The 14,443-nt window shown below is 59.4% G+C and carries 14 protein-coding genes; 5 read left to right on the top strand and 9 right to left on the bottom strand.

The features are described from left to right. Positions 1-34 precede the first annotated feature (34 nt). The 4 genes from NW839_RS00120 to NW839_RS00105 form a co-directional block, all read right to left on the bottom strand. Positions 35-508, bottom strand: a complete 474-nt coding sequence (locus NW839_RS00120) for a F0F1 ATP synthase subunit B' (protein ID WP_414349846.1) — start codon at positions 506-508, stop codon at positions 35-37. 102 nt (positions 509-610) lie between these two features. Further along, positions 611-856 (bottom strand): ATP synthase F0 subunit C, encoded by a 246-nt coding sequence (atpE, locus tag NW839_RS00115; RefSeq protein ID WP_235280127.1) that lies wholly within the window; start codon positions 854-856, stop codon positions 611-613. Between the two features lie 220 nt (positions 857-1,076). Further along, complete coding sequence (gene atpB, locus NW839_RS00110; protein ID WP_414349847.1) at positions 1,077-1,823, bottom strand: F0F1 ATP synthase subunit A; 747 nt, start codon at positions 1,821-1,823, stop codon at positions 1,077-1,079. A 5-nt stretch (positions 1,824-1,828) separates the two neighbouring features. After that, the gene (locus NW839_RS00105) at positions 1,829-2,233 is read right to left on the bottom strand and encodes a hypothetical protein (RefSeq protein WP_238376806.1); all 405 of its coding nucleotides are present in this window, start codon (positions 2,231-2,233) and stop codon (positions 1,829-1,831) included. A gap of 517 nt (positions 2,234-2,750) precedes the next feature. Between NW839_RS00105 and NW839_RS00100 the strand changes: the two genes are divergently transcribed. Both NW839_RS00100 and NW839_RS00095 read left to right on the top strand, forming a co-directional pair. Continuing rightward, entirely contained in the window at positions 2,751-3,338 is a 588-nt protein-coding gene (locus tag NW839_RS00100) for a DUF3177 family protein (RefSeq protein ID WP_011434226.1), read from the top strand. Beyond that, a complete protein-coding gene (locus NW839_RS00095; RefSeq protein WP_414330481.1) occupies positions 3,335-3,649 on the top strand; it encodes a hypothetical protein in 315 nt (104 codons plus the stop codon). Before NW839_RS00100 ends, NW839_RS00095 begins: the two co-directional genes overlap by 4 nt. Before the next feature lie 14 nt (positions 3,650-3,663). On the opposite strand, the gene gpmI is transcribed toward NW839_RS00095, so the two are convergent. The 4 genes from gpmI to mnmE all read right to left on the bottom strand — a co-directional run bounded on the left by gpmI (position 3,664) and on the right by mnmE (position 8,009). Continuing rightward, positions 3,664-5,256 (bottom strand): 2,3-bisphosphoglycerate-independent phosphoglycerate mutase, encoded by a 1,593-nt coding sequence (gene gpmI / locus NW839_RS00090; protein WP_011434228.1) that lies wholly within the window; start codon positions 5,254-5,256, stop codon positions 3,664-3,666. A gap of 215 nt (positions 5,257-5,471) precedes the next feature. Further along, positions 5,472-5,990 (bottom strand): tetratricopeptide repeat protein, encoded by a 519-nt coding sequence (locus NW839_RS00085; protein ID WP_011434229.1) that lies wholly within the window; start codon positions 5,988-5,990, stop codon positions 5,472-5,474. Positions 5,991-6,029: 39 nt separating this feature from the next. Further along, positions 6,030-6,530, bottom strand: a complete 501-nt coding sequence (gene dps, locus NW839_RS00080; RefSeq protein ID WP_414344460.1) for a DNA starvation/stationary phase protection protein Dps — start codon at positions 6,528-6,530, stop codon at positions 6,030-6,032. Positions 6,531-6,629: 99 nt separating this feature from the next. Then, on the bottom strand, positions 6,630-8,009 hold the full coding sequence (gene mnmE, locus NW839_RS00075) for a tRNA uridine-5-carboxymethylaminomethyl(34) synthesis GTPase MnmE (RefSeq protein WP_414349848.1): 1,380 nt from the start codon (positions 8,007-8,009) through the stop codon (positions 6,630-6,632). 150 nt (positions 8,010-8,159) lie between these two features. Here mnmE and glgP point away from each other — a divergent pair, with 150 nt between their 5' ends. Both glgP and NW839_RS00065 read left to right on the top strand, forming a co-directional pair. Continuing rightward, positions 8,160-10,760 carry an alpha-glucan family phosphorylase gene (gene glgP, locus NW839_RS00070; protein ID WP_414349849.1) on the top strand — a complete coding sequence of 867 codons (2,601 nt, stop codon included), beginning with the start codon at positions 8,160-8,162 and terminating at the stop codon, positions 10,758-10,760. Positions 10,761-11,172: 412 nt separating this feature from the next. Next, positions 11,173-12,234, top strand: a complete 1,062-nt coding sequence (locus NW839_RS00065; RefSeq protein WP_414349850.1) for a tetratricopeptide repeat protein — start codon at positions 11,173-11,175, stop codon at positions 12,232-12,234. Here NW839_RS00065 and NW839_RS00060 read toward each other — a convergent pair. After that, complete coding sequence (locus NW839_RS00060) at positions 12,231-13,040, bottom strand: response regulator transcription factor (protein ID WP_414349851.1); 810 nt, start codon at positions 13,038-13,040, stop codon at positions 12,231-12,233. The genes NW839_RS00065 and NW839_RS00060 overlap by 4 nt on opposite strands. A gap of 254 nt (positions 13,041-13,294) precedes the next feature. On the opposite strand from NW839_RS00060, the gene fni reads away from it, so the two are divergent. Beyond that, the gene (gene fni, locus NW839_RS00055) at positions 13,295-14,353 is read left to right on the top strand and encodes a type 2 isopentenyl-diphosphate Delta-isomerase (protein ID WP_414349852.1); all 1,059 of its coding nucleotides are present in this window, start codon (positions 13,295-13,297) and stop codon (positions 14,351-14,353) included. Positions 14,354-14,443 lie beyond the last annotated feature (90 nt).

Here is a 14,443-nt window from a genome sequence, read left to right as displayed (position 1 = left end):
GCAAGCTCCTCCAAAAGTACTTCCAACCAGCGATCTAACGAGCACTGCCCAACAGTTTCTGGGTAATCTGGGCGGCAATGGCATCCACCTGCTGCTGCAGCTGTTCGAGGGCTGCCTGCTTCTCTTGCTCGACCTGTAGCCGCGCCGCCTCCAGCTTCTGCTGGATCTCTGCCTGCACAGCAGCCAGTTTCTCGGAACGAATGCGAGCAGCTGCAGCCTCTGCCTCAGCGATCACCTGCTGGGCTTGCAAGCGGGCCTGGCTGATCTCAGACTCATACTGTCGGGTCAACGACACCGCCTTGTCCAACCGCTCTTGGGCTTCCGCTTGAGTGGTGCGGATGTAGTCGCTGCGGCTGTCGATAGCCCGCGTAACCGGCTCATAGAAGAGGGAGTTGAGCACTGCCACCAACAGCAAAAACTGAATGGCAATCAGGGGCAGGGTGGCATCCAGATCGAAAAGACCACCTTTTTCAGCCGCTTCAACAGCCAATAGAGTTTGGAAGAGCATGGGTGTTATGACCCCAACAGAAACTTAGGTCTACCGTCAGGCCGGGTTGGGGGGCGGATATGGCTCACCTCGGCCATCGCTGCGGCCCGCCCCCGTAGGACACTAGGCGAAGGGGTTGGCAAACAAGAGCACCAAAGCCACCACCAAGCCGTAGATGGTCAGAGCTTCCATGAAGGCCAGGCTAACCAGCAGGTTGCCGCGGATCTTGTCTTCCGCCTCAGGTTGGCGGGCCACCCCTTCCATCGCAGCAGCAGCGGCGTTCCCCTGTCCGATCCCAGGACCCAGGGATCCCAGACCAATGGCCAGAGCAGCAGCCAGAACAGAAGCAGCAGAGGTTAACGGATCCATAGTGAGATGCTCCTTGGTGATTGACACAACAACAACGTCTCTTGAGCTTCAGAGGTGATCGGGTCTGATACACTACAGCCTCAAATCACTCCCTTGTCGGCGGCTTTCAGAACCAATCTGTCAGCCCCAACAAACCTTACCAAAAGAAGGGATCCCTTGCGCTGGCCCACTTGAGATGATCCTCCGTGAAAAGGCCAAGGTGATCGGCCAAACAGCGGGCTCAATCGTGGTGATCCCCTCCTCCATGACCTTCCAGCGCCTCTCCAATGTAAGCTGCCGAGAGGGTTGAGAAGATCAAAGCCTGAATCGCCCCCGTAAACAGGAACAGAACCATCACCGGCACTGGGATAAACAGAGGCACCAGCAACACCAACACCGCTATCACCAGCTCTTCGGCCAGGATGTTGCCGAACAGACGGAAACTCAGGGAAAGGGGCTTGGTGAAATCTTCTAAAACGTTGATGGGCAGCAGAATCGGGGTAGGCTCAATGTATTTTTTGAAGTAAGACAGCCCCCGCTTGCTGATGCCGGCCACGAAATACATGATGCTGGTGAGCAGCGCCAACCCAGCAGTGGTGTTGATGTCGTTGGTGGGGGAGGCCAACTCCCCTTCCGGCAGGGGAATTAACTTCCAGGGGAAGAGGTTGCCCATCCAGTTGGAGACGAAGATGAACAGGAACAAGGTGCCGACATAGGGTACCCAGGGCCGGAAGTTTTTCTCGCCAATCTGGGCACGGGCAATGCTCTGCACAAATTCCAGGGCATACTCGACAAAGTTTTGCAGACCAGCCGGCTCCCGCTGCAGTTGACGGGTGCCCAAGATAACCACCGTCAAGATCAGGGCAATGGCGATCCAGCTGGCGATCAAAACCTGCCCGTGAACCGTGAATTTGCCCAGGTGCCAGTAAAGGTGATGGCCGACCTCGAGTTCTGCCAAAAGAGGAGGAGAGGAGAAGGACAGGTTCATGGGCATCACACAGAAGAAGATGAACGGGTCAAGGTCTGGACAAGATGAATGAGCAGGGTGACCTTGTAGGTCATGAACCCCAGGAAAATGGGCAATATCTGTAAAGACTTCACCTGAGTGGCTAAAACGATCAGCCCGACAAACAGAGCCAAACGCGTCACCCCCAAACGGTTGCGGCTTTTGCCCAGCTCCGCTACGCCGCGGCCCAGCATTCGCAGATAAACCACGCCAACAACCGCCCCCAGCAAGTAGTTGGCAGCTACCCCCAGAGAGTAAACCAGGGCCACTCCCACGGCAATGGCCAGACTTACCCCCAAGGTAACCAGCACCAGCCACAGCTGCAGCGCTTCATAGCTCCCGCTGCCAGCAACTGCTGCCCCCCTAGCTCCACCCTTCACCTTCCTCGCCAAATCGGGCTTCCCCAGGGCAAGGGGTGGCTCTGACGCAACTGGATCCCCTGTCTCTTCCTCCCGCTTCGGAGAAGGAGGTGCATTCTCCAAGGGAGGCAGTGGTCTGGGCTTCCACTGGGTCGCCTTCCAACGGGTAGAACTGTGAGAGAGGAGTCTGGAAGAACGGGCCATGGTTTCGAGGTCATGCCTCTCAAGGTTTGACCTTAACCCAAGATAACACGATTAAGTAACAATACTTAATGAGATTAAGTTGGGCCAAGGTCTGAAGGAGACTCCGCTGGTCGCTCAGACAGGCAGCTGGCCTTCCGAACGACAGGGATACTCCTCTGAGGAGCTAGCTAAGAATCTACCACTTTCGGGGATCGGTAGCGGCAAAATGGAAAACTTTCTGAAAGCTGTCTGGTGTAAAGTTTTGCTGGGGATGGTCAGCAGGCGTTAACATTCCGTAACTCTCTGTGTCCCGTCCTGGATCCCCCAGGTTTCATATACTAAGGGGCAGGAGTGGCAGAGGGTGAGGATGACTCCCCAGAGTTGGCTGGTGGATGCAATCTGGCTGGACTACCGCTTGGCAGTGGCGCTGACGGTGGTGATGCCATTGCTGCTGCTGATTTGGGCTTTTGCGGTGGGGTTGCGGCCCTTGATTCAGCTATTGATCGTTTATTGGCGGGTATCGAGCCTCTTGGCGGTGACGGTGTACCTGATGATTGGGGGCCTGCCCGTCAGCTTTCTCAGTGGAGCAATGGCGCGGCTGTTGATCTTGGTTTGTCTTTGGTTTTGGCGGGACTGGAGTGCTGCTCTCGAGCAGTCGAGAACCTGGGCGGCGCGAGCCTTTTTGCTCTGGCGGTGGGGCCTGACTGGTTATATGGGGGCCGGGATCCTCTTTTCGGGGGCCTTTGTGCCCTGTGCTTTCCGCACTTCTCTGCCGGAGGAGTGCCGGGCTTGGTTTGGGCCACCGCTGGGGTTTCGGGAGATCTTCCATCCCAATGTATCGCCGGAGCTGCTGGGGAGCGTGGGGGCCTGGGGGCTGGTGGCCTACCTGCTCTACAGCCTCTACTTTGTCTGGCGGCTGCGACCCGGAACTGATAAGGGGGAACTGGAAGCATGAGGGCCCTGCCTTGGCCCTTGGCCTTGGAGCGCTACAGCCAAGACCACCCGCAGGAGGTGCTGCGGGTGGAGGTGGAAAGCGAGGGAGAGTCTGATCTGGTGCTGATCTACCGCGGCTACAGCAGCTCCTTGCGCCGACCCACTCCCCCCGATCCCGAAGCGGCGGTGATCCCTCCCCAGGCCCGCTTTTTGCAGTTGGAGCGCTTGGCTGCCCCCTATCACCCCGATCGCTCACGGGTTCTGGCTGTCTATCGCAACTGGGGAGAGCTAACAGCATGGCTGGCCCAAGAAGGGATCCCAGTGACGGAGTAAGGGATCCCTGGCACCTACCGCCCCACAGGACTGGGTTGCCGCTGGAGGATGGTGTATTCTGCCGGCTGCAAAAGCGAACGTCCTGTCATTTCGGGGGGCTGAGGCAGGCCCAAGATCTCCAGCAGGGTGGGGGCCACATCAGCCAAAGTGCCGTTGGAGCGCAACTTGACATCGCCGCCACAGCCGGGGATTTTGCGCCTTTCCCCCTCCACCAGAATGCAGGGAACGGGGTTGGTGGTGTGGGCCGTCCAGGGGTTGCCGTTCTCATCCCACATCAGCTCGGCATTGCCGTGATCCGCCAGGATCAAAGTGGTGCCTCCTGCATCCACCACTGCCGCCAGCAACCTGCCCAAACAGCGATCTACCGTCTCCAAAGCGCGGATGGTGGCTTCGTAGTTGCCGGTGTGGCCCACCATGTCGGGATTGGCATAGTTGAGCACCACCAGGCTGTATTCGCGGCGGGCGATGGCCTCTATCGCCTTGTCGGTCACTTCCACTGCCGACATCTCCGGCGCCTGGTCGTAGGTGGTCACCAGCGGGCTTTGCACCAGGATGCGATCTTCGCCGGGGAAGGGCTGCTCGATGCCGCCGTTGAAGAAGTAGGTGACATGGGCGTATTTTTCCGTCTCGGCAATGCGCAATTGCTTGAGGCCGGCCTCGCTCACCACTTGGCCCAGCAGGTGATTCAGGTTCTGGGGCTTGAACAGCACCTGCACCGGCAGATCCGCCTCGTACTGAGTCATGGTGATGAAGGTGAGAGCCGGCAGCAAGGGGCGTTGAAAACCCGAAAAGTCTGGGCAGACAAAGGCTTGGGTAAGTTGGCGGGCGCGATCTGGGCGGAAGTTGAAGAAAAGCACCGCATCTCCCGGCTGCACAGCCCCCGGAGCCAGGCGGGTGGGCGGGATGAACTCGTCTGTGAGATCCTGGGCATAGAAAGCTTCCATCACCTCCGCGGCGCTTTGTCCACGGCCAGGGCCGTCTTGGGTCATGATCTCGTAGGCCTTTTGGGTGCGCTCCCAACGGCGATCCCGATCCATGGCGTAGTAGCGTCCGCTCAGGGTGGCGATGACGCCATTGCCCAGCCATTGCAGCTCTTTTTCCAGGGCGGCCAGAACCCTGGCACCATCGCGGGGCAAGGTGTCGCGGCCATCGGTGATGGCGTGGACATAGGCCGGAATCTCAGCCTGGGCCGCCAGCTTGAGCAACCCATAGAGATGGTCGATGTGGGAGTGAACCCCCCCCTCGGAGCAAAGGCCAACGAAGTGAAAACGGCCCCCTCGCTCTCTGAGCTGGCGACAAACTTGCATCAACAAGGGATCCTGGAAGAGGGATCCTGTCTCTATCGCGTCGCTGATGCGCACCAATTCCTGCGGCACCACCCGCCCTGCCCCCAAGGTCAGGTGCCCGACTTCAGAGTTGCCCATCTGTCCTGCCGGCAGGCCCACGGCCCGACCCGAAGCTTGCAGCAGGGTGTGGGGATAGGCAGCCCAAAGGCTATCCAGGACAGGGGTTTCCGCAGCCAGCACCGCGTTGCCATCGAGAGCATCCCGATAACCCCAGCCATCCAGGATCACCAAAACCACAGGTGCTACCGATTGCGAATCCATGAAATGGCCTCTCGTTTTATTTAAGACATAATACCAGCCCAGGCAACACGATACCGGATCTTACATTTGCGCTCAAGATTTCAGTATTATCAATCTTCTTTTGAGAGGATAAGGAAGTGCCTGCACAGGCAGGATGGAGTCTTTAGAGCCAACTCCTATGGACAACTGTGCTGCGGTCAAGAGTATTTCTGCGGATGAAATTGCAGATGGGATCCTCAGGGGCTGGGCTGCAACCGTTTGCGCAGAGACTCCGAGCGCCGCTTGGCAATGGCATTTCGGGGATCCAACTTCAGGGCAGTTTCGTAAGCTTCCAGGCTTGGGCCATAGAGATTTTTCTTCTCATAGGCATGGGCCAGATTGTTCCAAGCAGTTACATAACCGGGATCCGCAGCCACGGCATCCTTGTAGTAACGGATGGCCAAGTCGTACTGCCCCTGGCTGAAGTAGGCAAAACCGAGGGCGTTGCAGACGGGGGGAATGTTCTCCCCGGCCACTTCTAGGGCTTTTTTAAGCTGGGCAACCGCCTGGTCGTAGAGGCCTTTTTGCAAATAGACGCTGCCCAACTCGTAGTGCTCCTGCGGGGATCCCTTGCCTTTGCTCAGGCGGGGCTGCAGCTCACGGATGACCTTTTCCTGGGCCCGTACCCGCAGCACCTCCCGCAGGACAAAGAAGCCCGCCACGCCGAGGATACTGGCCAGAGCCACCAAATACAGGAGGGGAACGTTAACGCCCATTTTGCTTGATCCACTTGCCTGTGACTGGCCTCGCTGGCGTCACGCCTGCAGGTGAGCCTCGATGAACCAAAGATCTTTGTCAATCTGGCGCGAGATCTCGGTGAACAGGTCTGCTGTGTCGGCATCCCCCAGTTCGGTGGTGCGGTCAATGTTGCGGCGGACGGAAGCTGCATATTGAGCGTAACGGGCTGCCAAAGCCTGCAGGTGATCCCGACCCTCTTCAGCGGCCAGATCGTACTCCGGCAAGGTGGAGGTTTGGGCAACGATGCGAGCCGTGCCGCGGGCGATGCCCCCCAGCGCCGTAACCCGTTCCGCCAGCATGTCCACGTAGTTTTCCAGGGTGCTGGCAAAAGTGTCGAACATCTCGTGCAAGGCGATGAAGTGCATGCCTTTAACGTTCCAGTGGGCCTGTTTCACCTGCGTCTTCAGATCCAACGTGTCTGCCAAGGACTGGTTGAGCAGCTCCACCAGTTGCGCGCGAGCCTCTGCTGGCAAATCGATCTGGGTGGGGTAGAGACGGGTTTTCTCGGCGGTAACCATGGCCAACCTCCTAACTGTGTTTCCATTATCGGGGATCCGCTTCGGCTTCCCAACTGAGCCCATAGTAACACAAACTCAAAATGAGTATGAGTTAGGGGGCTACTTACCAATGCAGAAGCGGCTGAAAATCTGATCCAGCACTGATTCCGAGATCTCCTCGCCGGTGATCTGGCCAAGGGCATGCAGGGCGCCCCGTAGGTCGATGCTCCAAAAGTCCAGGGGGAGCTGAGCTTGGATGGCCTGCCCCACCTGTTCCAGGCTGGCTTGGGCTTGTCGGAGGGCAGCAGCCTGCCGCTGGTTCAGGCTTATCTCCAGATTGGGCTGGGGACGTCCCTGGGTGACGAGCTGCTCCAGGGCTCTTTCCAGCTCCGGGATCCCTTTCCCTTGGGCGGCAACGGCGGGGACGCGGTGGGCAATTTCGGGGGGGAGGGGGATCCGCTCTGGCGGGGCGAGGTCGGTTTTGTTGATCACCAGGATGAGGGGGCGATGGCGGACAGACTCATAGATGGCAGCGTCGGCAGCCGTCCAGCCCGCTTGGGCGTCGATGACCAGCACCAGCACATCGGCAGCCTGGGCTAGGCGTTGGGAGCGCTCCACCCCCAGCCGTTCCACCGGATCTTCGGTGGCGCGGATGCCGGCAGTGTCCAGCAGTTGAACGGGGATCCCTTTTACCACCAGGTGGGATTCCACCACGTCGCGGGTGGTGCCGGGCAGATCGGTGACGATGGCCCGATCCTGTCCTGACCAAGCATTGAGCAGGCTGGACTTGCCCACATTGGGCCTCCCGACAATGGCCACCTTCACCCCGGTGCGCAGCAGTTGTCCCCGTTCTGCCGTGGCCAGCAGGGCTTGCATCTGGGCTTGAATAGCTTGGAGCCGGGCCTGCCAAGCGGCAACATCCAAGGGGGGCAGATCCTCTTCAAAGTCGAGGCGAGCCTCAATTTCTGCCAACAAACCCAGCAGCTCCTGGCGCAGGGCGCGAATGGATCCCCCTAGCTTGCCCTGTAAGCCCGCCAAGGCCATCCGGGCTGCCTGAGGGGAGCGGGCCGCCACCAGATCGGCCACACTCTCGGCCTGGGTGAGGTCAATGCGGCCATTCAGAAAAGCGCGCAGGCTAAACTCCCCCGGCTGAGCCAGCCGCGCCCCCTGCCGCAGGCATTGTTGCAACGTGGCCTGAACCACCATGATGCCACCGTGGCAATGCAGCTCTGTCACATCTTCGCGGGTGTAAGAACGGGGGGCCTGCATCCAAACGGCCAGCGCTTCGTCTAGGATTTGGCCTTTCTCATCGTGGATCCAGCCGTAGAGGAGCCGATGGCTCTCCCAGACTGCGTTGCGGCGGGCAGGGGTAAAGATGGCTTGGACAATGGGAAGGGCTCGTGATCCGGAAAGGCGCACAATCCCCACGCTGCCCTGTTCAGGCACCACCGCAGTGGCAATGGCAGCGATCGTATCGGCCAGGGGCGCAGTCGGATCCATCCCAAATAGAGCCCTGAGGGAGTTCGAGCAGCCGTTGGATTACAGCTCGGCATCCACTGGATTACAAATCGGCATTCAAGTTAAAAAGCCACGCCCTCAGGCTGAGGGCAAGGTAGCCTGACAGTGGAAACAACGCTCCTCCCAGTCTTTATGAAGCCGCTACGCACGTTTAAGGTCACTCCCTACCTGCCTACTCCGCTGGAAAGTCTGCGCTTGTTGGCTTACAACCTGCATTTTAGTTGGAACGTAGAAACCCGCAGCCTATTCCGGCGCATGGATCCCGATCTGTGGGATGCCTGTGCCCACAACCCGGTGGCTCTTCTGGGTCGGATCCGGCAGGAACGGCTGGATGAATTGGCGGAGGATCCCGGCTTTTTGGCCCAGTTGGAACGGGCCAGCCAACAACTGCAGAGCTATCTGCAGGAAGACACTTGGTACCGCAAGTATCGTTCGGCCCAAGCGGTGGAAGGAGAGTGCTACGCCTATTTTTCGGCCGAGTTTGGCTTGGCCGATTGTCTGCCCATTTACTCAGGCGGCTTGGGGGTTTTGGCCGGGGATCACCTCAAGGCGGCCAGCGACCTGGGCTTGCCCTTGGTGGGCGTGGGCTTGCTCTACCAAAAGGGGTATTTCCGCCAGTACCTCAACCCCGACGGCTGGCAGCAGGAACGCTACCCAGTTAACGATTTCTTTAACATGCCCCTGGAGCTGCAGAGAGATGCGGAGGGCCGCGAAATTCGCATTGAGGTGGATTATCCCAACCGCAAGGTGTTCGCCCGCATTTGGAAGGTGACGGTGGGGAGGGTGCCCCTCTATCTTCTGGACACCAACATCGAGCCCAACAGCCAGTACGACCAAGACATCACCGATGAGCTGTACGGTGGCGACCAAGATCTGCGCATCCACCAGGAGATCATGCTGGGGATCGGCGGCGTGCGGGCTTTGCGCGCCCTTGGCATCCATCCCACCGTCTACCACATGAACGAAGGGCACTCGGCCTTTTTGGCAGTAGAGCGGATTCGCCTGTTGATGGTGGAGCAGGGGCTGAGCTTTGAAGAGGCCTGGCAGGTGGCCAAGTCCAGCCAGATGTTTACCACCCACACGCCGGTGCCCGCCGGGATCGACCTATTCCCGCCCGACAAGATCGATTACTACCTCGGCTTCTACTACAGCCAGATGGGCCTGAGCCGGGAGCGCTTTTTGGCTTTGGGACGGGAAAATACCGGCGACTTCCAATCTCCCTTCAGCATGGCGGTGCTGGCCATCAACATGGCCTCTTTTGTGAACGGTGTGAGCAAGCTGCATGGGGCGGTTTCCCGCAAGATGTTCAGCCGGCTGTGGCCTGGGATCCCGCTGGAAGAAGTGCCGATTACTTCCATCACCAACGGGGTACATGTCCGCACCTGGGTGGGGGAGGAGAACCAAGCCCTCTACGACCGCTACCTGGGGCCGGATTGGGCAGAGGCTCCTCCTTCGGATCCCCTCTGGCAAAAGGTGGATCGGATTCCGGATGGGGAATTGTGGCGGGCCCACGAGCGCAGCCGCTCCCGCCTGATTAACTTTACCCGCGAGCGCTTGATGGAACAGCTCCAGAAACGGGCTGCCTCAGCGGCTGAGATCCAACGGGCCTCTGAGGCCCTCAACCCGGAGGTGCTTACCATTGGGTTTGCCCGCCGCTTTGCCACCTACAAGCGGGCCACCCTTTTGTTCCACAACCTGGAACGGCTCAAGGCTTTGCTCAACCATCCTCAGTACCCGATGCAGTTTATCTTTGCCGGCAAGGCCCACCCCCGCGACATACCCGGCAAAGAGCTGATCCGCCAGATCGTGCAGGTGTCGCGGCAGCCGGAGTTTCGCCAGCGCTTGGTTTTCATTGAGGACTACGACATGTATGTCACCAGCTTGATGGTGGCCGGGGTGGATGTGTGGCTGAACAACCCCTTGCGCCCCCGGGAGGCCAGCGGCACCAGTGGCATGAAGGCGGCAGCCAACGGTGGACAGAACCTCAGTATTTTGGACGGCTGGTGGGACGAGGCTGACTATTACCAGACCGGCTGGCCCATTGGCCGCGGTGAGGAGTATGAGGATCGCGCCTATCAAGATGAGGTGGAGTCGAATGCCCTCTACGACCTGCTGGAACAAGAGGTTGCCCCTCTCTTCTACCAGCGCGGCAGCGATGGCCTACCCCATCAGTGGATCCAGCGCATGAAGCAGGCGATTCGCCTCAATTGCCCCCAGTTCAGCACGCAGCGCATGGTGTTGGAGTACGTCCAGCGAGCCTACATTCCTCTCAGCAACTACTTCGACCGCATGCGCCGTGACCACTTCGAGTCGGCCCGCCAGTTCGTTCGTTGGCAAAACCACCTGCAGGAGCATTGGTACAACATCCAGGTTCTCAACGTCCAGATCGAAACCCCGAAGAAAGCTGCCGCTGCCGGCCTTGCCTTGGCACAGGATGACCAAGTGGTGATGGCCAGGGATCCCCTCACCGTGACGGTGGAAGTGCGGCTGGGATCCCTGCAACCTCAGGATGTGATTGTGCAAGCTTATCAGGGGCCGGTCAAGGATGATGGCCAGATTCAGAAAGGACAGGCAATCTCCCTGCGCTATGTGGAGACGCTGGAGGATCGGGCCATCTTTTCCGGCCAGATTTGCTATGAGGCCAGCGGCTTGCAAGGGTTAGCCATCCGCTTGCTGCCCTTTCACCCCGATATGCACGATCCCTATGAGCTGCGGTTGATGCTCTGGGCGTGACATACTCCCATCACTGACCCTACGGGTACAGTGTGGGCTTCTCGCTTCATCGGGGAGCCTACGCAAGAACCCTCTGCGAGCAGACACGGGATGTCCCACCGCGTAGCTGCACCAGATTCCGGCAAAGCCGTTTTGTGCAACTACTCTCATCATACACCATGTGGGGGTATCTGTATCCCGACACTGACGCTACGGGTACAGTGCGGGGCTTAGCTACCCCCACACCCCCACAAGCTAAAGGGTTGGGAGGAGCACGGGGATCCCCTTTCTACTCTTGATCCAAGTGAGCTACGGGAGCTTTTTGGGCTTGAGCTGTTCGGCGTTTTTCGCTGCCAAATCGGGCAGAATCAGAGAGAAGCTCGCGAGCAGATTAAAAAAACAGGATACGCTCGTAACAGCGGTGCAGAGCAGTATGTTCAGAGCCCACGACTCTGCCGGTTTGCGCCTTTTGATTGCGGTTGCCCTGTTGCTGGGGAGCATGGCCAGCTGGCGGCAGGATCGTCTTTTGGCAGTGATGGGCCTGGTGGGTGCAGCCGCCATCTCTGCCTTTACCCGTCCGGCCATCTTGGCCTACAACCGTGGTCGAGAACGGTGGCTGAACCGGGATTTGCCGGGGGCTATTGAACAGCTCAGCTTGGCTCTGCAACGGGATCCCTGCCTGGCCAACGCCTACATTTTGCGGGGAGAAGCCTACTTTGCCCTCGGCCAAGTTCCCCAAGCCTTGGAGGATTTCGGCCAGGCGACCCGGTTGGCCCCACGCCGTCCAGAACCCTATTTTTACCGCGGGCTGATTCGTCAATCTCAGGGGGATCTCCAGGGAGCAACGGCGGAGTTTGCTGAGCTGGTGCGCCTACACCCCAATGTCCCCCACCACCTCAGCTTGGCCAACCTGCTCATGCAACAGGGATCCCTGCCTTTGGCCCTAGCCCACCTGGATGAAGCCATCCGCCTGGATCCCACCTCAGCACTTGCCTATTCCCAGCGGGCCCGTTTACACAGCTACCTGGGCGAATGGGAGGCGGCTTTGGCCGATTGGTCGCAGGCTATTGACTGGGATCCCAGCCCAGCCCACTACTACCAGCGGGGTGTGGCTTATGCCTGTGGTGATCACTTTGACGAGGCCATTGCCGACCTCAGCCGCAGCCTAGAAAGAGAACCCCAACAGCCCAACGTCCTCTACAGCAGGGGCAACCTTCTCTATGCGCTGGGGGAGATCAAAGCTGCTTTGGACGACTACGAGCGGGCCTTTCGCCTGGAAGCGGATATGAACCGGATTGACCTCTCCGACGAGTATGGCTTGTACGGACGAGGGCTGGCCTACTGGAATATGGGGGATAAAGCGACAGCTTTTTCGGATTTGCAAGCAGCTCTGCAGGTCAGCCGCCAACATCACAACCTGGCTCTGGAGCAGCGGGTGTGCCGGTCTCTGCTGCAACTGAGCGATCCCGACTGGGATCCTGCGCAATCTGCCTAGCGGGATTTGATTGATTGATTTGCAGGTGCCTCCCCTGACGCTGCGACTCCACGACGCTGCCGCTGAGGCCCAGATCCCGAAACGCCTGCAGCCACTGAAACGGTTTTCTGTTCCTGAAGCAGCGGGGGGCTGAGGCCAAAGCAGTAGCCGACATTGCGCACTGTGTGGATCAAGCTGGGCTGGCGCGGATCCTGTTCCAGCTTTTTGCGCAACGAGAGGATATGGGTATCGACGGTGCGAGGGTTATCGGTGGAATCCGGCCATGCTCGCTCTAGTAGCTCTAGACGAGAGACGGGATCCCCGTCCGCCTGCACCAGCACCATCAGCAGGCTAAACTCCTGAGGCGTGAGGTCGATCCCTTCCCCAGCCAAGGCGACGCGCCGTTGCACCAGGTCAATTTTGAGATCCCCGTACTGCAGAAAGGTAGGGGGGATATGACGCTGTCGCCGCCGAGCCAAGGCTAGAAGGTGGGCATCCAGCAGTTGCATACTAAAGGGCTTGGTGAGGTAATCGTCCGCTCCTGCTTCTAGGCCGGCGATAATGTCCGCTTCGGATCCCCGGTGGGAGAGTAGCAAAATCAGCAGATCGTACTGGCGATGGGCCCACCGGCACAATTGCAGCCCGCCGCGGTTGGACAGCTCCGCATCCAAAATCAGCAGGTGAATGGGCTGGTGTTGCAGCAGAGTCTTTGCTTGGCGAAGGGTCTCTGCTTCCCAAACTTGGTGTCCGGCCTGTTGCAAATGCCAACACAGCAAGCTGCGCAGATGAGGGTTGCCTTCTGCCAGCAAGATGTGCAAGGGTTGCATGGCTGTTCGGTTGGGATCCCGCCCACATCATAGTGCTCCGCACCGCTGACGCGACAGTGCTCCGCACCGCTACCGCGACAGTGCTATGCCTCCGGCACCCTAACGGGAACCGCACCGCTGTCCCAGTAGATAGCGAGTCACCTTGGACTCCGTCCCGCTAGCGCGAACGGGCAATGCTGTTCGCCTTTGGCAGCGCACGGCGTTATAGACTGACAATCTCTACCAAGACCAAAGGGCTCTGCACTGCTGACGCGATGGCCGATTCTCTCCCCCCCATTTCCGAGCGCAAACAGGATCACCTGGACATTGTTCTGCAGCAGGATGTGGCTGCCAAAGGGATCCGCACCGGGTTTGAGCGGTTTTTCTTTGAGCATGTGGCGCTGCCGGAGCTGCTGTTGCCGGAGATCGACCTAAGCTGCGAATTCTTGGGAAAACGCCTACAGGCACCCCTGCTCATCAGCAGCATGACGGGGGGAACAGAGGCTGCCCATGAGCTAAACCGACAACTGGCCGCCGCTGCCCAACAGTTGGGTATTGCCATGGGGGTGGGATCCCAGCGGGCAGCTTTGGAACATCCAGAGCTGGCCCGGACTTACCAGGTGCGCCAAGTGGCCCCGAATATTCTGCTGCTGGCCAACCTGGGTGCCGTTCAGCTCAACTACGGCTATGGGTTGGAGCAGGCGCGACGGGCGGTGGAGATGATCGAGGCGGATGCATTGATTCTGCACCTCAATCCTCTCCAGGAGGCGGTTCAACCCCAAGGGGATCCCGACTGGCGTGGATTGTATGGCCGCATCGAACAGTTGGTGGCGCAGTTGCCGGTGCCCGTGGTGGTGAAGGAAGTGGGCAATGGCCTCAGTGCTAAGGTAGCCCAGCGGCTGGCCGAATGCGGCGTGGCAGCCCTGGATGTGGCGGGGGCGGGCGGCACCAGTTGGAGCGAGGTGGAGGCCCATCGCCAAACAGATGCTCTCAAAAAACGCATTGCCCACAGCTTTAGGGACTGGGGGATCCCAACGGCTTTGTCCTTGCTGGAAATTCGTCGCCTGCTGCCGGACTTACCCCTGGTGGCCAGCGGCGGCATCCGCAATGGCATCGACGCGGCCAAAGCTATCCGTCTGGGAGCCGATGTGGTGGGTATGGCCGCCCCCGCTTTACACGCCGTCTCCCAAGGACAGATGCAGGCAGTGGTGGACACCTTTCGCGCCGTGATCGAGGAGCTGCGCATTGTTGCCTTTTGCACTGGATCGGCCAACTTGGCTCGGCTGCGACAAGCTACCCTGCGGCGGCAGGATACTTGGGATCCCTTGCCCTAAACTCCAAGCACTTGCCACAAAGTAAACTACCCGACCCTGACTGCTTCGCAGTACAGGGCGGGCTTTCGGTAGCCCTGCAGTTGGCAAGCC

Source organism: Synechococcus sp. R5-15 (assembly GCF_047462035.1).
Lineage (GTDB): Bacteria > Cyanobacteriota > Cyanobacteriia > Thermostichales > Thermostichaceae > Thermostichus.
Note: the sequence above shows the minus strand (reverse complement) of the source record. Positions and strands in the feature narration are given on the sequence as shown.

Coding starts and splice junctions, on each gene's coding strand:
- NW839_RS00120 (WP_414349846.1), bottom strand. CDS start 508: ATGCTCTTCCAAACTCTATTGGCTGTTGAAGCGGCTGAAAAAGGTGGT.
- atpE (WP_235280127.1), bottom strand. CDS start 856: ATGGATCCGTTAACCTCTGCTGCTTCTGTTCTGGCTGCTGCTCTGGCC.
- atpB (WP_414349847.1), bottom strand. CDS start 1,823: ATGAACCTGTCCTTCTCCTCTCCTCCTCTTTTGGCAGAACTCGAGGTC.
- NW839_RS00100 (WP_011434226.1), top strand. CDS start 2,751: ATGACTCCCCAGAGTTGGCTGGTGGATGCAATCTGGCTGGACTACCGC.
- NW839_RS00095 (WP_414330481.1), top strand. CDS start 3,335: ATGAGGGCCCTGCCTTGGCCCTTGGCCTTGGAGCGCTACAGCCAAGAC.
- gpmI (WP_011434228.1), bottom strand. CDS start 5,256: ATGGATTCGCAATCGGTAGCACCTGTGGTTTTGGTGATCCTGGATGGC.
- NW839_RS00085 (WP_011434229.1), bottom strand. CDS start 5,990: ATGGGCGTTAACGTTCCCCTCCTGTATTTGGTGGCTCTGGCCAGTATC.
- dps (WP_414344460.1), bottom strand. CDS start 6,530: ATGGTTACCGCCGAGAAAACCCGTCTCTACCCCACCCAGATCGATTTG.
- mnmE (WP_414349848.1), bottom strand. CDS start 8,009: ATGGATCCGACTGCGCCCCTGGCCGATACGATCGCTGCCATTGCCACT.
- glgP (WP_414349849.1), top strand. CDS start 8,160: ATGAAGCCGCTACGCACGTTTAAGGTCACTCCCTACCTGCCTACTCCG.
- NW839_RS00065 (WP_414349850.1), top strand. CDS start 11,173: ATGTTCAGAGCCCACGACTCTGCCGGTTTGCGCCTTTTGATTGCGGTT.
- NW839_RS00060 (WP_414349851.1), bottom strand. CDS start 13,040: ATGCAACCCTTGCACATCTTGCTGGCAGAAGGCAACCCTCATCTGCGC.
- fni (WP_414349852.1), top strand. CDS start 13,295: ATGGCCGATTCTCTCCCCCCCATTTCCGAGCGCAAACAGGATCACCTG.